Origin of the sequence: Myxococcus sp. AS-1-15 (assembly GCF_020037055.1) — a bacterium.
GTDB lineage: Bacteria > Myxococcota > Myxococcia > Myxococcales > Myxococcaceae > Myxococcus > Myxococcus fulvus.
Genome location: NZ_JAIQDF010000009.1, coordinates 87,602 through 108,730 on the forward strand (window position 1 = coordinate 87,602; position 21,129 = coordinate 108,730).

The 21,129-nt window shown below is 70.8% G+C and carries 17 protein-coding genes; 10 read left to right on the plus strand and 7 right to left on the minus strand.

Annotated elements, in window-relative coordinates; translation table 11 throughout:
- Positions 1-22 precede the first annotated feature (22 nt).
- The 7 genes from argC to K8625_RS23790 are packed head-to-tail and all read right to left on the minus strand — an operon-like array spanning position 23 to position 7,765.
- Positions 23-1,090 (minus strand): N-acetyl-gamma-glutamyl-phosphate reductase, encoded by a 1,068-nt coding sequence (argC, locus tag K8625_RS23760; protein ID WP_046715162.1) that lies wholly within the window; start codon positions 1,088-1,090, stop codon positions 23-25.
- Positions 1,087-2,148 carry a hypothetical protein gene (locus K8625_RS23765; RefSeq protein ID WP_223784002.1) on the minus strand — a complete coding sequence of 354 codons (1,062 nt, stop codon included), beginning with the start codon at positions 2,146-2,148 and terminating at the stop codon, positions 1,087-1,089. Before K8625_RS23765 ends, argC begins: the two co-directional genes overlap by 4 nt.
- Position 2,149: 1 nt before the next feature.
- Positions 2,150-3,343 (minus strand): argininosuccinate synthase, encoded by a 1,194-nt coding sequence (argG, locus tag K8625_RS23770; protein WP_223784003.1) that lies wholly within the window; start codon positions 3,341-3,343, stop codon positions 2,150-2,152.
- Between the two features lie 27 nt (positions 3,344-3,370).
- Positions 3,371-4,720, minus strand: coding sequence for an argininosuccinate lyase (argH, locus tag K8625_RS23775; protein WP_223784004.1), 1,350 nt, complete (start codon positions 4,718-4,720; stop codon positions 3,371-3,373).
- Positions 4,713-5,774 (minus strand): M20/M25/M40 family metallo-hydrolase, encoded by a 1,062-nt coding sequence (locus tag K8625_RS23780; RefSeq protein ID WP_223784005.1) that lies wholly within the window; start codon positions 5,772-5,774, stop codon positions 4,713-4,715. The genes argH and K8625_RS23780 overlap by 8 nt, the downstream gene beginning before the upstream one ends.
- A complete protein-coding gene (gene argB / locus K8625_RS23785; RefSeq protein WP_141323719.1) occupies positions 5,771-6,700 on the minus strand; it encodes an acetylglutamate kinase in 930 nt (309 codons plus the stop codon). Before argB ends, K8625_RS23780 begins: the two co-directional genes overlap by 4 nt.
- Positions 6,701-6,754: 54 nt before the next feature.
- Positions 6,755-7,765, minus strand: coding sequence for an N-acetylornithine carbamoyltransferase (locus K8625_RS23790; RefSeq protein WP_046715156.1), 1,011 nt, complete (start codon positions 7,763-7,765; stop codon positions 6,755-6,757).
- A gap of 169 nt (positions 7,766-7,934) precedes the next feature.
- Here K8625_RS23790 and K8625_RS23795 point away from each other — a divergent pair, with 169 nt between their 5' ends.
- The 10 genes from K8625_RS23795 (at position 7,935) to K8625_RS23840 (ending at position 21,038) form a co-directional block, all read left to right on the plus strand.
- Positions 7,935-8,372: an arginine repressor gene (locus tag K8625_RS23795; protein WP_082165339.1), complete on the plus strand. Its 438-nt coding sequence runs from the start codon at positions 7,935-7,937 to the stop codon at positions 8,370-8,372.
- A 199-nt stretch (positions 8,373-8,571) separates the two neighbouring features.
- A complete protein-coding gene (locus K8625_RS23800) occupies positions 8,572-9,129 on the plus strand; it encodes a Uma2 family endonuclease (RefSeq protein ID WP_223784006.1) in 558 nt (185 codons plus the stop codon).
- Between the two features lie 100 nt (positions 9,130-9,229).
- Entirely contained in the window at positions 9,230-10,480 is a 1,251-nt protein-coding gene (locus K8625_RS23805; RefSeq protein WP_223784007.1) for a VWA domain-containing protein, read from the plus strand.
- Between the two features lie 8 nt (positions 10,481-10,488).
- A complete protein-coding gene (locus K8625_RS23810; protein WP_141323723.1) occupies positions 10,489-11,196 on the plus strand; it encodes a response regulator transcription factor in 708 nt (235 codons plus the stop codon).
- Between the two features lie 165 nt (positions 11,197-11,361).
- Entirely contained in the window at positions 11,362-13,113 is a 1,752-nt protein-coding gene (locus K8625_RS23815) for a HAMP domain-containing sensor histidine kinase (RefSeq protein WP_223784008.1), read from the plus strand.
- Between the two features lie 351 nt (positions 13,114-13,464).
- Positions 13,465-14,016, plus strand: a complete 552-nt coding sequence (locus K8625_RS23820) for an ECF-type sigma factor (protein ID WP_223745538.1) — start codon at positions 13,465-13,467, stop codon at positions 14,014-14,016.
- Between the two features lie 252 nt (positions 14,017-14,268).
- The gene (locus K8625_RS23825) at positions 14,269-16,407 is read left to right on the plus strand and encodes a hypothetical protein (RefSeq protein ID WP_223784009.1); all 2,139 of its coding nucleotides are present in this window, start codon (positions 14,269-14,271) and stop codon (positions 16,405-16,407) included.
- A gap of 111 nt (positions 16,408-16,518) precedes the next feature.
- Positions 16,519-18,444 carry a HEAT repeat domain-containing protein gene (locus K8625_RS23830; RefSeq protein WP_223784010.1) on the plus strand — a complete coding sequence of 642 codons (1,926 nt, stop codon included), beginning with the start codon at positions 16,519-16,521 and terminating at the stop codon, positions 18,442-18,444.
- A 48-nt stretch (positions 18,445-18,492) separates the two neighbouring features.
- Positions 18,493-20,262, plus strand: coding sequence for a hypothetical protein (locus K8625_RS23835; RefSeq protein WP_223784011.1), 1,770 nt, complete (start codon positions 18,493-18,495; stop codon positions 20,260-20,262).
- A 53-nt stretch (positions 20,263-20,315) separates the two neighbouring features.
- Positions 20,316-21,038, plus strand: coding sequence for a hypothetical protein (locus K8625_RS23840; RefSeq protein WP_223784012.1), 723 nt, complete (start codon positions 20,316-20,318; stop codon positions 21,036-21,038).
- Positions 21,039-21,129: the final 91 nt, after the last annotated feature.

Below are 21,129 nucleotides of genomic sequence, written 5' to 3' on the forward strand. Positions count from 1 at the left end.
TTCGGGGCGGGCGCGGGCACTGTCACGGGTAGCAGGCCGCCTGGCGCAGGCCGGTGTCCTCGGGCAGGCCCAGGGACACGTTGAAGTTCTGCACGGCCTGGCCGGCCATGCCCTTCACCAGGTTGTCCAGCGCGGCCATGACGGCGACCGAGCGGCCCTTCGTCGCGACGGAGATGTCGCAGAAGTTGCTGCCGGTGACGGCGGCGATGCGCGGGGTGCCCTCGACGATGCGCACGAACTTCGAGCCCTCGTAATAGCGGCGGAACTTGTCCGTCAGCGACTGCGTCACCACCGCGCCGCCGTGCTCGGGCCACTCGAACTGCACGGTGGCGAAGATGCCGCGCACCATGGGCGCCGAGTGCGGCACGAAGGCCAACCGGTGGCGCTGCGCGCCGTGGGCCACCAGCATGACCTCCACCTCCGCCTCGTGCTGGTGCTCGAGCGGCTTGTACGCGCGGAAGTCGTGCGCGCGGGTGGGGTGGTGCGTGCCCTCGCCCGGCAGCGAGCCGGAGCCGGACGAGCCCGTCACGCCCGACACGGCCAAGAGGCCCAGCCCCGGCGTGGACGCGATGGGCAGCAGGGCCAGCTGCACCGCGGTGGCGAAGCAGCCCGGGTTGGCGATGCGCTTGGCGCCCTTGAGCGCCTCGCGCTTCCACTCGGTGAGGCCGTACGTGAAGGTGCCCAGCAGGTCCGGCGCGGGGTGGGGCTTGCCGTAGGCGCCCGCGTAGCGGCCCGGGTGGTCCAGGCGGAAGTCAGAGGACAGGTCCACCAGCAGCACGCGCTCGGCGAGGCCGACCTCGGCCCACTTCTTCTCCAGGCCGAGGAACTGGGTGGCCAGCTCCCCGTGGCCCAGCGCACTGAAGACGACGGGCTGCTGCGAGTCGGCCAGCCAGCGCCAGTCCGGCTCCGCCTCGAACTTCGCGTCCACCAGTCCGCGCAGGTGCGGGTGCACCTTGTGGATGGGCTCACCGGCGTGGTGCCGGGACACCACGCGGATGCCCGCCACCGCCGGGTGGCCGGAGAGAATCCGCAAGAGCTCGCCGCCGCCGAAGCCGGAGGCGCCCAGGATGTAGATATGTGCCCGCGTCATGACTTCCTCCCCACGCCCAGCTTCGGCGTGAGCTTCTCCAGGATGAGACCACCCAGCGCCGCCGCGTCCGCGCGGGCGTTGCGCGCCGGAACCCCGACAACCTGCTCCACGAAGCGCACGCCCACCGCGTTGTCCGTCGCCGGCCCCGCCAGCACGTCCACCTCGATGCCGTACGTCTCCTTCAGATGCCGCACGCCGCCGGCCGCGCCCACCGGGTCGTTCGCGCACATCACCCACGCGCCCGCCAGGCCCTTGAGCTCCGGGTCCGCGAGAATCGCCTGCACGCCGTACTCACCCATGATGCCGTCGCCCGTCTCCGCGACGATGACGTCCACGTCCGCCGACGCCAGCTCGCTGAACAGCACCCGCGCCACCCGCGCCGCCGTGCGAGGCCCCGTGCACACGATGCCCGCGTCCGTGAAGTCCATCACCACGTCCGCGCCGGAGTCCTGCATGCTCAGCGTGTCGCGCATCAGCGACACCCCCGTGAGCTTCGCGCCGCCCACGCGGTAGCCCGCCTGCGCGAGCTTGCGCACCATGGCGCTGGCCGCGTACGTCTTGCCCGCGTTCATGCACGTGCCCACCACGTAGACGACGGGGCACTTCACCATCGTCCCCGTGCCCTTGAGCGCGCCCGAGGAGATGTGCGCCGGCTGCCCGTTGCGCGACAACAGCTCCGGGAACTCCAGCACCTGGCCCAGCACCTCCGCCTCGAAGGGCATGCCCACGCCGGGGTTGTGCGAGGTGCACTTGCCGATGACGCCGCCCATGTTCAGCACATGCAGCCGCTGGCCCACGGTGACGGACTCCGGCACCACGCCCTCGTAGCCGTGCAGCGCGTTGCGGTGCCCCAGGGCGCCCACCATGATGTCGCCCGCGTGCAGCGTCACGAGCCGGCCGTGGCAGTCCTCCAGCTGGTTGTAGACGCTCTTCTCGCCGTGGATGCGCACGGCGACGACGGCGCCCTCCTCGGCCTTCACCTCGGGCGTCAGGTGCACCGTGCGCCCCAGGCCCAGGTTGCGGGTGACGCTACCGACCTTGTCGACGAAGACCTTCATGTCAGCCTCCCTTCGCCTTGTGCGAGAGCATCTGCGCCACGCCGTACAGCTTGGCGAAGCCAGCGGCCTCCGAGCCCGTCCACAACACGTTCGCCTCTCCGTACGTCGCCACCTTCGCGTCCATCAGCGAGTACGGCGAGCGCACGCCCTCCACCACCAGCGTCCGCGGGTGCAGCACCAGCCGCACCTCGCCCGTCACCCGCTCCTGCGAGGAGGTGAGGAACGCCTCCAGGTCCTTCACGAGCGGGTCGAAGAAGTGACCCTCGTGGAGCAGCGAGCCGTAGAGGTTGCCCACGGTCTCCTTCCAGAAGAGCTGCTTGCCCGACAGCACCAGCTTCTCCAGCTCGCGGTGCGAGGTGATGAGCAGGTGCGCGGCGGGCGCCTCGAAGCCCACGCGGCCCTTGATGCCCAGGATGGTGTCACCCAGGTGCACGCCGCGGCCGATGCCGTACTGCCGGCCCAGCACGTTGAGCGCCTCCACCAGCTCCACCGGGCCCAGCGCCTTGCCGTCCAGCGACGTGGGCACGCCCTTGTCGAAGCCCACCGTCAGCGTGCGGGGCTTCAGGTCCGTGGGAATCTCCCCGGAGGGGAACGCCGCCTCGGGCAGCGCGCTCCACGAGTTGAGCGTCTCGCTGCCGCCCACGGACGTGCCCCACATGCCCTCGTTGACCGAGTAGGAGCCCAGCTTCGGCGGCATGTGGATGCCGCGCTCGGCCAGGAACGACAGCTCCTGCTGACGGCTCAGGCCCAGCGTGCGGATGGGGGTGAGCAGCTCCAGGTCGCCCGCCAGCGAGCGGAACGCCACGTCGAAGCGCACCTGGTCGTTGCCGGCGCCGGTGCTGCCGTGCGCGAGCGCCTGCACGCCCTTCTCGCGCGCCACGCGCACCACCTCCACGGCCTGGCAGGCGCGCTCGGCGGAGACGCTCAGGGGGTAGACCTGGCCGCGCAGCACGTTGCCGGCGATGAGGTAGCGCAGGTAGCCCTCGAAGAGGGTGCCGCGCGCGTCCACCTTGATGTGCTCCACGGCGCCCAGCTTCGCCGACAGGGCCGCGATGTTCGCCAACTGCTCGGGCGGGAAGCCGCCCGTGTCCACCGTGACGGTGGTGACGTTGTAGCCCTGCTCTCGCAGGTACACCGTGCAGAAAGCGGTATCGAGTCCGCCGGAGAAGGCCAGCACCACGTTCTTCTTGCTCATGTCGTCACTCCTCGCGGGGAATCGTCGTCACACATCCCAGACGCGCTCGGCCGCCGTGGCCAGGGCGCGGTGGGTGTCGTCGAGCCAGGCGCGCTGGGCGCCGAGCTCCTCACGGGCCTGGGCCAGTCCCAGGTTGCCGGCGCCACCCAGGTGGGTGGCCGTCAGGGCCTCGCGGTCCGGGTGGAACGTGCCGTCCGCCAGCTCCCGGCCCACCTGCCGGTACGCGTCGCGGAAGGCCTGTCCCCCAGCCACCAGCGTGTACGCATGGTGGGCCGCGTAGAGCGTGTCGTCACAGGCGGCCAGCGCCGCGTCCGCCTTGACCTGGAGCACCGGCACCAGCCGGGACAGCACATCCAAGAGCGAGCGGCTGGAGGACAGCGCCGCCAGGGTGGGGCGCTTGAGCAGCTGGAAGTCACGGTGGTAGCTGGACGGCAGTCCGCTCGCCACGGCCTCCACCTGGTGCAACAGCCCCCGCAGCTCGCGGCACCGGCCGCGCGCCAGCTCCACCACGTCCGGGTTCTTCTTCTGCGGCATGATGGACGAGCCGGTGGTGAAGGCGTCCGGGAGCCCCAGGAAGCCGAACTCGTCCGTGCTGTAGAGCTGCACGTCCCACAGCCACTTCTCCAGCGTGCCCGCCACGCTGCAGGCCCATGTCAGCACCGCGGTCTCGTGGCGACCGCGGCCGTTCTGCGCATCGATGGGACTTCTCTGCACGCGACTGAAACCGAGCAGCGACGCGACGTATTCACGGTCGATGGGCAGGGGCACGCCGAAGCCCGCGGCCGCGCCGAGCGGACACCTGTCCAGCCGGCCCCACACGCCGCGCAGCGCCTCCAGCTCCTCGAGCAGTCCCTCCGCGAAGGCCATGGCCCACATGCCGAAGGTGGAGGGCATGGCGCGACGCAGGTGCGTGTAGCCCGGCAGGGCCACGTGCTGGTTCGCCTGGGCGAAGTCGAGGAACGTCTCGGCGAGCTTCACGGCGCCCGCGCCGAGCGCGAGCACCTCCTCGCGCAGGAACAGGCGCACCGCGAGCAGCACCTGGTCATTGCGCGAGCGCGCCAGGTGGATGCGCTTGCCCGGCTCGCCCACGCGCTCCACCAGCGCCGCCTCCAGCGCGGTGTGGCCGTCCTCCTGCTCGGGGCGGATGGTGAACTGGCCCGCGCGGGCCTCGTCGTGCAGCGTCTTGAGCGCGCGCACGAGCACGCGGGACTCCTCGGCCTTCAGGAGCCCCACCTTGCCCAGCATGCGCGCGTGCGCGGCGCTGCCCAGCGCGTCGTGCGGCGCGAGCGACAGGTCGACGATGGGGTCGTCGCCCACGGTGAAACGGTGGATGACCGCGTCGAGCGCGGCGCCCTTGCCCCACAGGGTGTCAGCCACGGGCCACCTCCTCGAAGTAGCCGCGCAGAAGGCGCGTGTAGAAGGCGGCGCCGGCTTCCAGCTCCGCCCGGGTGATGTACTCGTCCGCCAGGTGGCTTCGCAGCGTGTCCCCTGGGCCCACCTTCACCGCGGGCAGCTCGCCCAGAAACGCCCAGTCGGACGTGGTGCTGGAGCCCACCGGCGCCTCGCCCGACGCCGCAATCGCCGCGCGGACGATGGGCTGATGGTCCGCCGTCGCCTTCGGCAGGTAGCGCGCCGAGTGCACCTTCACCTCGCTCTGGAGCGCCTCGCCCAGCTCCTTCGCCACCTGCGCGTGGTCCATGCTCGGCGTGGTGCGCAGGTCCACGAAGAACTCACATGCGTCGGGCACCTGGTTGCGCGCCAGGCCCCCGGTAATCTGCGTCACCTGCGCCCGCGCCTCACCCAGCAGCGGATGCGACGGGAAGCGCAGCTCCGCGAGCTTCGAGATGTCCCCGGCCGCCATGTGGATGGCGTTGACCGCCTGGGCCTTGTGCGCGTGCGCCACGTGCGCGCTCTTGCCGTGCGCGGTGCAGCGCAAGAGCAGCATGCCTCGCTGGGCCGTGCAGGGCTTCAGGCTCGTCGGCTCGCCCACCACCGCGGCGTCGAGCGGCCCCAGCTCGGGCAGCAGCGTGCCCAGGCCCTGGCCTCCGGTCTCCTCCTCGGCGGTGAAGGCGAAGACGACTTCGCCGCCCTGGGGCGCGCCTTCGGCGAGCAGGGTGCGGGCCGCGACGAGCATCCCCGTCACGCACCCCTTGGCGTCGTTGCTGCCCAGGCCGTACAGGCGGTCCTCGCGCCACTCGGGCGCGTGGGGCGCGTACGTCCACCCGGCACACGGCTTCACCGTGTCCAGGTGCGAGTTGACGAGCAGGCGCCGGGGGCCGCTGCCCACGGAGAACCACACGTTGTGGCCCTTGCGCTGGACGCGCGCACCCCAGCCCTCCGCCCACCCGGACACCGTGTCCGCGATGAGACGCTCGTCACCCGACACGCTGGGGATGGCCACCAGCGCCTGGAGCAGCTCCGCCGTCTTCATCCCGCGTTCCCGGCGGCCGTCTTGGGCGCCTTCTCGCGGACGACCATGGTGCCGCTGCCCTCGTTGGTGAAGACCTCCTCGAGCAGCGCGTTGGGCGCGACGCCGCTGACCAGGTGCACGCTGCCCACCCCGCCCACGAGCGCGTGGCGGATGGCGTGCGCCTTGGGACGCATGCCGCCGGAGATGGCGCCCGTGTTCTCCATGGTCGCCAGGTCCGTCAGGTTCGCCAGCGTCACCAGCGACGTGGGGTCGTTCAGGTCCTTGAGCAGGCCCGGCACCTGGACCAGGAAGAAGAGCTTCTCGGCCGACAGGGCCACCGACAGCGCCGCCGCCACGGTGTCCGCGTTGGTGTTGTACACGGCGCCGTCCACGCCGCCGGAGAGGGGCGCGATGACGGGCACGTAGTCGGCCGAGCGCAGGTGCTCGACGACGCGCGTGTCCACCGCCTCGATGTCACCCACCAGCCCGTAGTCCACGAGCTTGCCCTCGGTGGCGCCGGGCTCGGTCACCATGACGGGAGGACGCTTTCGCGCCTTGATGAGGCCCGCGTCCACGCCGCTCAGTCCCACCGCGGGCACACCCGCCGCCTGCAGGTCCGCGAGCAGGTCCGTGTGCAGCTTGCCGGCGAGCACCATCTTCGCCGCGTCCAGCACCGGCGCGGACGTGACGCGGCGGCCCGCCACCTTCTCCACCGGCAGGTGGAGGGCGTCACAGAGCGTGTCCAGCTCCGGGCCGCCGCCGTGCACGACGACGGGGCGGATGGAGAAGGTCCACAGCAGGGCGATCTGCTCGCACGCGGAGCGGCGCAGGCGCGGGTCGCTCAGCATGGCGCCGCCGAGCTTCACGACGAACGTCTTGCGACGGAACTGCTGCACATAGCGCGCGGCGTTGCGAAGCGCGGAGTACGGGTCGGGCGACAAGGGCACGGGAGACCTCGAAAGGAAGAAGGGTGACGGGCACGCCTCGAAGGGCGCCGCTTTTCAGAGGGACTGCGAGCGCATCCAGTGCAGGAGGGCGCGCTGGACGTGGAAGCGGTTGCCCGCCTCGTCCACCACGCGGCTGCTGGAGTGGTCCAGGACCTCATCGGCGACCTCCACGTTGCGACGCACGGGGAGGCAGTGCAGGAAGGCGGCGTCCTTGGCGGCGCGCGACATGGTGCGCAGCGTGGGCATCCAGCCGGAGTACGACGCGAGCAGCGCCGTGACGTCGTTGGGCGAGAAGGCCGCCGCGGCCGTCGGGCCCCAGGACTTGGCGTAGACGGCGCGGCTGCCGGCGAGCGCCTCGTCCTGCTCGTGGGTGTAGGTGATGCTGCCGCCGGTGGCCTTGGCGTACGCCTCCGCCTCCGCGCGCACCGCCGGGTGCAGCTCGAAGCCGGGCGGGTGGGCCACGCGCACCTCGCAGCCGGCCGCGGCCGCGCTGAGCAGGAACGAGTTGGGCACCGCCTTGGGCAGGGGCTTGATGTGGGGCGCCCACGTCAGCGTCACCGGCAGCTTCTTCGTGGAGCCGAACGTCTCGCGCAGGGTGAGCACGTCCGCCAGGCCCTGGCAGGGGTGCTCGCGCGCGGACTCCATGCTGACCACGGGGACGGTGGCCCACTTGCGGAACGCGTTGATGATGGGGTCGACCTCGTCCTCCTCGTCACCGCCGCCCTGCGAGAAGGTGCGCACGCCCAGCATGTCCACGAAGCGCGACAGGACGGGCGCGGCCTCCTTGAGGTGCTCGGCGCGGTCCAGGTTCATCACCGCGCCCTCGCGGTGCTCGAGCTTCCACACGCCCGCGCCCACGTCCAGGATGATGGCGTTGCCACCCCCGCGCAGCATCACCGCCTCGAACGAGGTGCGCGTGCGCAAGGACGGGTTGAAGAACACCATGCCCAGGATGCTCCCCGGGAAGAGCGCGCCGGGGGCCTTCTTCTTCCAAGCCTCCGCCTGAGAGAGGACGGCCTCCACACCCGCGGGGCCGAGATCCTTGATGTGGGTGACGTGCTTCATGGGCCTGCGCTCCCCGGCCTGGACCGGTGCATAGGTGGATGAATATGCACCTTCATGCGTGCATTTCCGCGAATGGGGCGCGGATATTATGCAGAAGGACGCGGCGCGCAAGAGTATTGTTCCCGCAATCTTTCATGCGGGTTCCTTGCATGGAAATTCACGTGCATGCATGGTGGAAGGAATGAACCTGGACGACGAAATCCTTCGGCTCATCTCGGAGCGGGAGATCAGCGATCAGGCCGTCTTGCAGGAGCTGTTGGAGGCGGAGGGGCAGGCGCCGAGCCAGTCCACGCTGTCGCGGCGGCTCAAGAAGCTGGGCGTGCAGAAGGTGGGCGGGCGCTATCAGCGCGCGTCGCTGACGGAGCCGGTGGCGACGCCGGAGCGGCCGCGCGTGAGCATCGTCGAAGCCCCGCCGAACCTGCTCGTGGTGAAGACGAGCCCCGGCTATGCGCCGGTGCTGGCGCTGGCGTTGGACCGCGAGCCGGAGGTGCCGGGGCTCGCCGGCACGGTGGCCGGTGACGACACCATCTTCGTCGCGGTGACGGACCCGTCCCGCCTGCGAGAGGTCCGCTCCGTCGTGGAGCGCTTGATGCTGCGCAGCGCCTGAGCCTCGAGGGAACGCTGGGTGCAGGGCTGTGCGCGCGGGAGGCTGGCCCTGGGCGAGGCTTGCGCTCGCGTTCCAGGCGATGCAACCTTGGAGGGAGGTTCAGGCAGGGACGACCTAGGACGTCAGACCCCCGTGCTACTTCGTGGGCATGACCATGGAATCGGGGTGGGGCGTCGGGGTTTATCGGAGTGAGGGCACCGTGGAGAAGAAACCGGCCACCTATGCGGACCTGGAGGCGCTCCCCGAGACGGTCATCGGGGAGCTCATCGACGGCGTGCTGCATGCCAGTCCCAGGCCGGCGCTTCGGCATTCGTTGGTGTCATCGCGTCTGAACGGTGAACTGAGCGGTCCCTATGACAAGGGGAGAGGCGGCCCCGGTGGCTGGTTCATCTTGTTCGAGCCGGAGCTCCATCTCTCCGGCGGAAACGTCCTCGTCCCGGACCTCGCTGGATGGCGGCGCGAGCGGATGCCGGGGATTCCCAGCGGGGTCGGCTGCACCGTCGTTCCGGACTGGGTCTGCGAGGTGCTCTCCCCGTCGACCTCGCGGCTGGACCGCTTCGCCAAGCAGCCCATCTATGGTCGTGAAGGCGTGAAGCACCTGTGGCTCATCGATCCGAAGGTCCGGACCCTGGAGGTCTGGCGACTGGAGGGCGCGGGGTACCAGAAAGTCGCCCAGCATGAGGGGCTGGCCAAGGTGCGCGCGGAGCCATTCGAGGCCATCGAACTGGAGCTGGGTTTCCTCTGGGACGAGGGGTAGCGCGGCACGCGGTTACAGGGCGGTTACACCTTTCACCAGGGCTCACTCGTTACTGTCCCAAGCGTGCTCACCAGGGCACCGCCGTACGAAAGGACACACGATGAAACCGGCCCTCAAGCTCCCCATCATCCTCGGCTCGGCCGCGGCGCTCGCGGTCTCCGCGCTCCTGTTGGGCAAGCCGTCCACGGACAATGCTCCCGCCCCCGTTGTCGCGACGCCTCCGGTCGCTCCACCTGCTCCCGTCGCGGTGGTGCCCGCGGCTCCCGTGGCGCCTCCCTCGCCCCAGTTCGTGGACCCGAAGGCGGCGCCGGTCATCCAGATCGCGCTCCTGCTCGACACGAGCGGCAGCATGGACGGGCTCCTGGACCAGGCGCGCACCCAGCTGTGGAACATCGTGAATCGCTTCGTTAAGGCGAAGCGTGGCGGCGTGGCGCCCCGGTTGGAGCTGGCCCTCTACACGTACGGCGACACCACCCCCGGCGCGAGCTCGAGCGAGATCCGCCAGGTGACGCCGTTCACCTCGGACCTGGATGCGCTCTCCGAGCGGCTGTTCGCCCTGCGCACCTCCGGCGGCTCGGAGCACGGTGGCGAGGTCATCCAGGAGGCCACCCGGAAACTGGAGTGGAGCCCGAAGGAGGACTCGATGCGGCTCATCTTCATCGCCGGCAACGAGACCTTCATCCAGGGGCCGGTCGACTACCGGGAGGCCGTGGCCGCCGCGCGCAAGAAGGGCATCACCGTGAACACCATCCACTGCGGTGACTACGAGCAGGGCATCGCGGACCACTGGAAGGATGCGGCCACGCGCGCCGACGGCAGCTACATGAACATCGACCAGAACCAGCGGGTCGTCGAGCTCGCCGCTCCGCAGGACGATGAGATCGCCCGGCTGGGCACCGAGCTGAACAACACCTACGTGGTCTACGGCGGCGCCGAGGCGAAGGAGAGCCAGCAGCGACAGGCCACGCAGGACAAGCTCTCGCGCGGCGTGTCGCTGTCGAACATGGCTTCGCGTGCGATGGCGAAGAGCTCCGGGAACTATTCCAACGAGAGCTGGGACCTGGTGGACGCGGTGAAGAAGAACAAGGTGGACCTGGGCTCCGTCGCGGCGGAGGAGCTGCCCGAGCCCATGCGCAACCTGGACGCGGCGGGGCGCAAGGCGTGGCTCGCGGCCCGGGAGAAGGAGCGTGAGGCGCTCCAGCAGCGCATCCAGCAGCTCGGCAAGGAGCGCCAGCAGTTCCTGGCGGAGGCGCGCAAGAATCAGGCGACGAAGGGGGATGACACGCTGGACGGCGTCATCGGCCAGGTGGTGCAGCGCGAGGCGAGCAAGCGAAGCTTCACCCTGGAGTAGGATGCGTCATGGCCGCGCGCCGAGTGCTCGTCGTCGAGGATGACCCCGCCATCCGGCGCGGAATCGTGGATGCGCTTCGCTTCGAGGGCTACGAGGTCCTCGAGGCGGGCGTGAAGGGAGAGGGCCAGCGCGTGGCCGAGCGCACGCCGGTGGACCTGGTGCTGCTGGACCTGGTCCTCCCCGACGGGGACGGGTTGGACCTGCTGGCGGCCGTGCGCAAGAGCCGGCCCACGCTGCCCGTCATCATCCTCACCGCCCGGGGCCAGGAGGAGGACCGGGTGAAGGGTCTGAAGCTGGGGGCGGACGACTATGTGGTGAAGCCCTTCTCGGTGCGGGAGCTGTTGGCCCGGGTGGGTGCGGTGCTCCGACGCTCGGCCGAGCGTCCCGTGGGGGCCTCCCGCGTGGACTTTCCTGGCGGGCACTTCGTGGTGGAGCGCCGCGAGCTGAGCTTCGATGACGGCACGCGGATGGACCTGTCGGAGCGAGAGGCGGACGCGCTGCGCTACCTGGGGGAGAACCCGGGGCGGGCCATCTCCCGCGAAGAGCTGCTCGAGCGCGTGTGGCACCTGCCCGCGCGCGGACTGCAGACGCGCACGGTGGACATGACGATGGCGCGGCTGCGCGAGAAGCTGCGCGATGACTCCGCCGAGCCCCGTGTCATCCTCACGGTGCGCGGCAAGGGGTATATGTTCTCCCAGCCGGGAGGCGCCCGATGATTCGCTCCTGGCGCGTCTGGGGCGCAGTGCGCGCCTGTACGGTGCGCGGCAAGGGCTACATGTTCTCCCAGTCGGGCGGCACTCGATGATTCGCTCCTGGCTCGCGGTGAGCGCCCGTGCGGCATGCGGCAAGGGCTCCATGCTCTCCCAAATGGGTGGAGCCCGATGATTCGCTCCTGGCGCGTCTGGCTCGCGGTGAGCGCCTGTCTGGCGCTGGCCCTGGCCGGCGTGGTGTGGCTGTCCGTCTTCGCCCTTCGCCTGGACCGCGCGGACCGTCAGGCCCGTCTGAGCGCGGCGCGCGAGGAGAACGTGCGCCTGGCGCTGTGGCGGCTGGACTCGGAGCTGTTGCCGCTGGTGGCCCGGGAGAGCGCGGTGCCCGCGGAAGCGTATGCGGCCGTTGCCCCCGTGCCCGGTGTGCTGGACGCGCGCAACGCCCCGCTCCCCGAGGGGCAGGCGTGGATGGCGTCTCCTTTGCTCGCGGGTCCGCCAGAACATGTCCTGCTCCACTTCCAGGTGGACACCGCCGGGAACGTCACCTCTCCGCAGGTCATCGAGGCGTCGCTGCGCGCCTCGCTCGGAGTGGCCCCGCCCCGCGTGGGGGAGGAGGTCCTGAGGGCGCGCCTGGAGCACGTGTCGCGTCAGCTCGGCGGCCTCCGGCTGCGCGAGGCGCTCGCGGCGCGGGATGCACCCGCCTCGACCGGCAGCCCGTTGTCACGCGTCCAGAGCAAGCTGTCGTCCTCGTTCCAGGAGCTCAAGAACGCCAGCGAGTACGACGCCCGCTCGCGCAGCGCGCGCCAGGCCGCCAGTCAGAATGTCGTGACCTACCAGGCCCAGGAGCCATCGGCGGCCCGCGCCTCCCCCCGCGCGGAGATGCGGGCGCTCTGGGTGGGCGACGCGCTCCTGCTGGGCCGGCTCGTCCGGGTCGATGGCCAGGAGGTCCTCCAGGGCTGCTGGCTGGACTGGCCCGGGTTGAGCCGCTGGCTCCAGGGCCGCGTGGAGGACCTGCTCCCGGGCGCGACCCTGGAGCCCGCACGGGGCGACGTCACGGCGACAGGGGAGGGGAGGCTCCTGGCGGCCCTGCCGGTGCGGCTGGTACCGGGCTCCACTTCGGGCGAGGAGGGCTCCTCGGGCGCCCTCTCGTCCCTGCCGCTCGTGCTCATGGTGGCCTGGAGCGGCGTGGCGCTCGCGGGCGTGGCGGTGGTGGCGCTGCTGGTGGGCGTGATGGCGCTGAGCGAGCGTCGGGGCGCCTTCGTGTCGGCGGTGACGCACGAGCTGCGCACGCCGCTGACGACGTTCCGCATGTACACGGAGATGCTGTCGGCGGGCATGGTCCCGGACGCCGCGCGGCGACAGGAGTACTTCGACATCCTCCACCGCGAGGCGGAGCGGCTCAGCCACCTGGTGGAGAACGTGCTCGCCTATGCCCGCATCGAGCGTGGGCGCGCGCCGGCCCGGTTGGAGCCGGTGGCGGTGGACGCGCTCGTGTCGCGGCTGGAGCCCCGGCTCGCCGAGCGCGCGCTCCAGTCCGGGCTGGTGCTGAGCGTGGACGTGCCCCCGGACGTCACCGTGCTGACGGACCCGTCGGCGGTGGAGCAGGTCCTCTTCAACCTCGTCGACAACGCGTCCAAGTACGCCGCCGGCGCCACCGACCCACGCCTGCACCTGGAGCTGGAGCGGCGGGGCCGCCGGGTGGGGCTGGTGGTGAGGGACCACGGCCCGGGCGTGGACCCCGCCACGGCCCGCAGGCTCTTCGAGCCCTTCTCCAAGTCCGTTCAGGCCGCGGCCCGGTCCGCGCCCGGCGTGGGCCTGGGGCTCGCCCTGTGCCGCCAGCTGGCCCGGAGCATGCGCGGGGAGCTGCGCTACGCCCAGGCCCCCGAGGGCGGCGCCCGCTTCGTGCTCTGGCTACCCACCGCGTAGCCCGCGTCCAGGTCGACCCAGGACCTCGGGGTCGCCCACCCTCCAGGGCGTGGTGGGAAGCCGAGGCGTGCCCACCCCCCATGCGCGGGGCCCCGAACGCTTCCTCGCTGGCACGTGCGCCAGTCGTCTTTGGAAATGTGGATAAGAGCGAATAGTCAGCGAAGTTGGTGATCCTGCGTTGCGCCAGGACGACCATGAGAGCAGCTTGGCCATCCCGGCGGGCAGGGAATTGTCGGTATTCACGAAAACAATTCTTTGTTCTCAAGATTTGCGGGGGATTTCGTTCGACAGGCTAGGCAGGCGTGGCGAAGCGACTCGATGGGATGTGAGACCCAGGAGGACACCATGGGCATGTCGGGGAAGACATCGCTGCTGGAAGGCGCTCGCAACGAAGGAGGAGAGGCCCGGGATGCCCTTCAGGGGGTGGCGTACCAGGAGCTCCGCGAGATGACGCACGCGGCCATGAGCGGAGAGGCCTCGCGGGCCACGCTGCGTCCCATGCTGCTGCTGCGCGACATCTGCGGGCGGTGGGCGGGGGAGTCCGCGGACATGGAGCGACGTCGCCATGTGCTGGGGGTGGGGGCCCAGGCGATGCGTCGGGCGTTGGTGGAGGCGGTGCGGGTGCGCAACGCCCACCGTCGGGACGCGCTGCGTGAGCCGTTGTACCTGCACGACGAGGTGACGGAGTCCCCCGTGGGCGTCGACATCGACGTGCTGGGGTTGGAGCGGGTGCTGGTGGAGCTGGAGTCGTTCAAGCCCCGGCTGGCCCGCCTCGTGGAGCTTCGTTACTTCGCGGGCCTGGGCATCCAGGAGACCGCCGCGGTGCTGGGCGTGGCGCCCGCCACCGTGCGCCGGGACTGGGCCTTCGCGCGTGGCTGGTTGTGCGAAGGCGTGGGGCACTGACGCTCCCCACGTCGTCGTCCTGGTGCGTGTTGCCTCGCAGGCAACGTCCTGGTTCGCCGTGTTGTCTCCGGGTCCTCGCGGGGTGGTCGCGTCGTCACGCGCCCCCGAGTGACACGCGCCGCGGCACAGCACGTGCTCTGGGGTCCGGCGGGCCGTGCCCGAAGCCGGCCCTCACCAAGGACGAAGCTTCATATGAACCAGGGGAAGAAAGTGGGTCTGTTGGGGAGCCCGCTGCGTTGGGCCGGAGTGTCGATGACGCTGTTGTCGGCGCCCGTGAGCCTCGCGGAGGACTGCCCGACGCCGTCGCTGCAGCAGTGCGTGGACGTCGACTACCGCTCGAGCAAGTGCGGCGAGGCCCACGACGGATATTGCCAGCAGATCATCGAGACGGAGTGGAGGGCGCGCTGGGACAACGCGCCCAAGCGCACGGTGCTGTTGCCGGAGGAGTTCGGCAGCGGGACGGCGACGGTGGCCACCCAGCCCGTGTCGCTGGGCACCACGCGCGTGAGCGGCATGGACCAGGGCCTGTCGGGCCAGGTGCTCAAGGGGCAGATTCTCTACCGCAAGAAGCTGGAGAAGCTGACGAAGGCGGAGCTTGCGTACCTGGGGCAGCTGCAGGCCTGGGACAAGAACGGGACGCAGGTGACGTCCTGCCAGGAGTACGTGGACGAGAAGTACTACGACTACAGCCGCTTCGAGCGGCGCTCGGGCGTGCACGGCGACGACTACCGCGCGCTGTTCCAGTCGGCCTACGGTGGCGACGGCATCGCCCACCGCACGCTGTACAGCCGCGACGGCAAGAAGCTGGCGTCCATCTGGGGCGAGACGCGGGTGGCGAAGAACGCGTACTTCGCCTTCACGCCCGGCCCCTACCCGAAGGGCGTCAAGCCCTATGAGTTCACCACCGACGCCGCGCGGCTCGCCAACAACCCGGAGGCCCGGCAGTGGGCGGTGGCCTCGGACTCGTGGCACCAGGAGATGGCCGAGCAGCTCGCGCACATCCCGGATGACGAGCTCACCGTGCGCCAGGAGGAGCAGGAGGGCTTCATCGCGCTGCTCGCCCAGCGCGCGGGCATCTACGCCGACTGGCAGAAGGCGTACGCGCTCTTCCTGAAGAAGGACCGCGACACGAAGGAGCTGAACGCCACCACCGCCGAGCGGCTCTACGCGCTCGACAAGGTCATCGAGGAGCGCCTGGTCCAGGCCGAGGGGCAGGGCTGCCTCGACTCGAAGTACGTGACGTCCTGCGACTGGAGCCCGCGCCGCTACAAGCTGGAGCTGGACGCCGCCATGGGGCCGCGCCGCGCCGCGGACCTGCAGGCGTGCTTGTTCCTGACGGGCAACGACTTCAGCGAGACGAGCTTCGTGCGCAACGCGCACCTGCTCAAGATCTCCACCCTGAAGGAGAAGGACTACACCCTCAACACGACGATGCTGGCCCAGTACGTGCTCGCCTACGGCCAGTACATCCAGGCGCAGCAGGCGCCCACCAACCCGTCCACGGGCCTGGTGCGCCATGGCGGCGAGGCCGGTGACAGTGGCTACGCGGGCGACAGCTTCATGGGCGCCGGCTACGACTACAACGGCGGCTGGGAGGTCACGGCGCCGGGCGCTTCGAGCGCGCGGATGCAGGCGAAGGGCTTCGGCCTGACGGGCCCGTGGTGCGAGTACAACGCGCGCATCTACGGCGAGTTCAACGCCTACGCGAACCTCTTCAGCCCCACCCGCATGGAGGTCATCCACATCGACGGCTCCGCGGGCACCGAGGGCAACGGCATCCGGCTCACCGTGGGGGCCCGCTTCCTGGGGCAGTCCGTCTACACCCACGACCAGACCTACCCGCTGCGCGTCACCTTCGCGCAGACCAAGCCCGTGTACGCGTTCGACGAGGCCCAGACGTCCTACACCTTCATGGTCTGGTACATCCCCGTCACGCTGACGGCGGGCGTGTCCGCGGAGACGGGCGTCAAGTTCGACATCGGCGGCGCCATCACCCGTGACTGCGCGGCGGACCTGCTGGGCGTGGACCTGTTCGGCATCCTCACGCCGTACCTCTCCGTCAATGGCTTCGCGTCGGTGGGCATCGGCCTGCCGAAGGTCCAGGTCGCCGTCCGCGGCACGGTGGTGCTCACCCGCGCCAACCTCCCGCTGGAGACGGACATCGGCATCTACCTGAGCTCGCCCTCGCACCCGACGGACCCGAACACGCTGTTCCTGCGCCTCACCTCGAAGCTGGACATCGAGACGCGCTTCCTCGACGGGCGCATCTCGCTCTTCCTGCAGCTGTTCGACCTGAAGGCCGAGTTCCCCGTGTTCTCGTGGAGCGGCTTCGGCTTGAAGCACAACATCTACACCGAGACCAAGACGGTGCCGCTGGCGCGCATCTTCTAGTCACACGGCGGGGCCGCTCCGGCGCTCACGTGTCGGGGCGGTCCTCCTGGGGCGCCATGGCCTTCCATCGCCATGGCGTCCCGCCCCAGTCCCTTCCTTTCGAGGTCCTTCATGCGTCGCCCGAGGCTCGCCGTCCGTACGGCCGTGCTGTCCACCCTGCTGCTCACCGGCGCTGTGTCCGCCTGGTACTTCACGCGCCTCACCGTCGTCGCGGGCGAGGCCGCCCCGGTCGTCGTGAGCGACTCCCGCCTGCCCCTGTTCCAGTGGGCGCCGGGAGAGGAGCGCATCTATCGGTTCGCCTGGGATGACCTGCAGCGCGTGGAGCTCCCGATGCCCGTCCCGGGGGGCGCGACGTCGTCCGGCGCGGTGGAGGGCACGCTGCACCTGGAGGGCTCGCTCGCCCTGCGCGCGCTCGAGGTCCGCCCGGACGGCACGAGGGTGCGGCTGTCCCTGAAGTCCCTGGAGCGGCACGACGCGGTGCTCTCGGGGCAGCAGCTCTTTCCCGACGCGGCCTCCGTGGCGGCGCAGCTGCCCGAGTCCGCGTCGGCCTGGGTGGAGCTGGACGCGAAGGGCGCGCTCCTGGCGGTGCGCTTCTCGGAGTCGGAGCCCGCCATGTTCCGCCAGCTGGCGCAGACGCTCGCCGCGGAGCTGTTCCCCACCACCCTGCGCGACGCGGCCGAGTGGGACGTCGTCGAGTCCAACCAGACGGGCGAGGTCCAGGCCCGCTTCCAGTTCGACGGGGACTCCGCCCTGACGCGGCGGCGCACGCGCTACGTGACGCTGAACGCCGCGGGGAAGGACCGGCCGTTCCAGCAGGAGCTGCGCTCGCTCACCCGCTTCGAGCGCGCGCCGGATGGCCGGATGGCCGGGGTGTCCCACGACGAGTCGCTGGACGCGACGCGGACGGATGGCGCCCCGCTGATGTCGCGCCGGATGCGCCTTCGCGTGACGTTCTCCGCGCGGAGCATGGCGCCGCTGCTGGCGACGAACGAGGACAAGTCCCTCATCCGCAAGCCCGAGCAGATCGTCTTCGAGGGAGACAAGGAGACGGCGCTCCTGCGCAGCCAGGCGGACGGCATGACGGTGGACGAGGTCCTCCGCGTGCTCGCCGCCGCCACGCGCCCGGAGTCCATCCCGGAGCTGGACCGCTTCGTGCGCCGGGCCATCGCCGCGCTCAAGCTGGAGCCCGGCAGGACGCGGGAGCTCGCGGCGTCCTTCCTGCGTCCGGGCGTGAATCCGGGACTGCGTGAGCTCACCATGGACGTGCTCGCGGGCACGGGGCATGGAGAGGCCCAGGCGCTGATGCGCGAGCTGCTCCAGGCCCCCGTGGCGCGCGAGCACGAGACGTCCTACGGGCTGATGCTGCAGCGCGCGGGCTTCCTCGAGGCGCCCGAGCCGGAGACGGCCCGGATGCTGACCACGCTGCGGGAGCGGGCCCGCGCGGGCAACGACGTGGCCACCCGGCGCGCGTCCGAGTACGCGCTGGGCGGCGTGGTGTCGAAGCTCCCCTCCGGGGACCCCAACGTGGCGACCTACCTGCGCCCGCTCCAGGACTCGCTGCGCGACGCGAAGGACCCGCAGGACCGCATGCACGCGCTGCGCGCGCTGGGCAACACGCGGCAGGAGGCCGTGTTGGATGCGGCGCAGCCCTACCTGCGCGACGACTCCACCGAGGTGCGCGCCGCGGCGGCCGAGTCCCTGCGCGGCGTGCCGCAGGAGGTGGCCACACGCATGCTGCTCGACTCGCTGGTCCAGGAGCCGGAGCGGTTGGTGCAGGCGGCGCTGCTGGATGCGCTGGACGCACGCAGGCTGGACGGGGCGGACCTGGAGCGGCTGCGCGCCTGGGTCGTCTCGGGGGGGATGGTCTCCGGGGTGGAGGCCACGCTGCTCAACCTCATCACCCACCGCATCGAGGGCGGCGGCGCGCCGGTCCTCCAGATGCTCCAGGCGCTCGCGCTGCGCCCGGGCCAGCACTCCTCCACGCGCGCCCGCATCATGTCGCTGATGGCCCAGTCCTCCGCCGAGCTGGGGGGCTGAGTCCCGACGCGGCCTTCACTTCACTCCCACAACACCTCCGAGAACCTCATGACACGCATCCTCAACGGGCTGGGCCTGGTGGTCCTGCTCGGCCTCATCCTGGCGCCAGTCGCCCACGCGGACATCGTGGACGACGTGTGGCGCGGCACGAATGTCCGCCTCAACGCCGCGCGCATCCACGTGCGCGGCAACGACTACGCCACGGGCTACTGGCTCTTGCCCAAGTCGGCGGGCACCCTGAACCTGCACGTCCCGGCGCGCACCTTCGGCGTGAACTCCGACCTGGTGCTGAACCTGTGGGGCTCGCGCAGCGGCAACGTCATCACCTGGACCTTCGACGACACGCTGCCCTCGCCGTACTACCTGGGCGACGCCAACAGCGTCACGCGCGTGCGCGGCACGCTCAAGGCCTTCGCCCGCCAGGTGCGCGGCGCGGATGACCCCTACTGCGAGAGCGCTTCGTGTCCGCACAACGTCGAGCTGGTGCTGACGGGGGGCAGCCAGGTCTGGGTGGACGGCTACACGGACATCGTCTTCAAGTTCTACTGGACGGAGCCGGTGCAGGTGCGTCAGTTCGTCGCCTACGCGGGCGTGCCGCGTCCGCGCCTGGCGGCGCTCCGGGTGCTGACGTCCACCAACCGCTGCCCCTCCTCGAACGCCACGGAGCTGTCGGGTGAGGTCGTCCTGAGCAGCCCCGCGCCCGCGGGCGGAACGCTGGTGGAGCTCTTCAGTGTGGACGCGAGCGTCGGGGTCCTCAACGTGCGCGTGCCCGAGGCCCAGCGCACCGCGCGCTTCGCCATCCGGCTGCCCCCACATTGGGGCGGGCCCACCGTCATCCAGGGCTCCTCGGGCGGCATGCTCCAGTCGCAGCGGGTCGCCCTCAACCGGTGCGTCACCCAGGTGTTCGACTTCAACCGGTGGCGTCAGCTCCCGGAGGTGGCGATTGCCCGCCTCATCACCAACGAGGGCGCGGTCATCGGCCGTCTGGCGAACGACGAATCGGACAGCCTCATCACGAGCAGGTCCACCGTGCAGTCGCTGCGCGAGGCGCTCGGCGTGGACCGCGTCGACGTGAAGGCCGTCAGCGCGAGCGGAGACCTGTTCGGCACCGCGTACTCGTACAAGGGCCTGTCCGCGTTCCGGATGAAGGCGAACGAGGTGAAGGCGGGCGCGCAGCTGTGGGTCGACGGTTACGAGGCCCTGGTGGGCAACGCGCACGGCACGCCGCTGGTGCGCTGGCCCGATGACAAGGACGTCGTCTACGTCGTCGACGAGGTCGGCCCCGCGAAGCGCGAGGCGCTGACGGGGCTCGGCTCGGGGCGCCTGTTCTTCAACGCGCTGGGTGAGTCGGCGGCCGTGGTGCAGACGCAGAGCGGCCCTCGCGCGGCGCTCATCGCCGGCAAGGAGCGTCACATCCTCCTGGAGCTGGAGGCGGACATCGCCGCGCTCAACGACGTGGGCACGGTGCTGGGCACCGCGCGCGTCTCCGGCAAGCACAGCCAGCCCTTCCGGTGGACCCGCGAGAAGGGCGGCGAGCTGCTGCCCCTGCCCGAGGGCGCGCTGTCCGCGAGGGCGGGGGGGCTCAACACCAGCAACTGGGTGGTGGGGACGGCCACGGCGGAGGACAAGTCCCAGCGCGCGTTCATCACCCCGCCGGACGGGGAGAAGAGCTACCCGCTCTCCGAGCTCGCGCCCGAGGAGCTGGAGAAGGCGGGCCTGCGCATCGTGGAGGCCCTGTCCATCTCCGACAACCTCGAGGTGTTGGTCCGCGCCGTGAATGGCGACGGCAAGTCCGTGCACCTGGTGCTCAGTCCGTGAGCGGCGCGGAGCCGGTGCACCCCATGTCCTTCCAAGCAACGAGGAACCCCATCGTGAACCTGAACTCGCCCCTGAGGGGGCTCCTGATGCTGTGCATGGTCGTCATGGCGGGCTGCGGAAGCTGCCAGAGCGGCAACTCCGGATGCGACCCCAGTCAGTATGGAACCAACGGCTGCGCGTGCCGGACGGACTCCGCGAGCTGTGACACGGGCCTGGCCTGCAACAGCGGCACGTGCGTGCCGTGCGGCGGCGAGGGGCAGGATTGCTGTGTCGCCGCCTCCGCCACGTACTGCGGTGGCTCGCTGATGTGCGTGATGGAGTCGGGCGGGGAGAACTGCCGCAACTGCGGCGACGTCGGCGAGGCGTGCTGCAACTCGTCGGGCAGCCAGGTCTGCAACGCCAGCAGCAACTGCGTGGGCGGGACGTGCCAGTCGATTGCCGCCACCGCGTGTGACGCGGGCGGGACGGTGTTCTCCCTGGGCATCCAGAGCAAGCAGTTCTGCGCGGTGCGCGTCGTGGAGGTGCGCGCGACGTCGGCGCAGAAGGCGATGGAGTGTGCCACCGCCAGCGCGCTGTTCGACCCGATGATGGAGGTGCTCACCGACACGCCCAACCTCCCCATCCAGGACATCGAGGTCTGCGTGGAGACGGCGGCGGAGGGCCGGCGCACCACCACCGTCCGGGCCTTCGGCGAGTTCGAGGCCCAGCGCTGCGCGCGCTTCACACGCTGCGGGAACGACGGCTGCCTCTCCGTCCGGCTGGGGGCCTGCCGGTAGCGTGCGAAGGAGAACTGGAGCGAGGCCGCCTTGGGGGGCGACCTCGCTCCCACGGGCCGCGGCGAGGGTCATCGAAGGCCCTCGTCGTGGC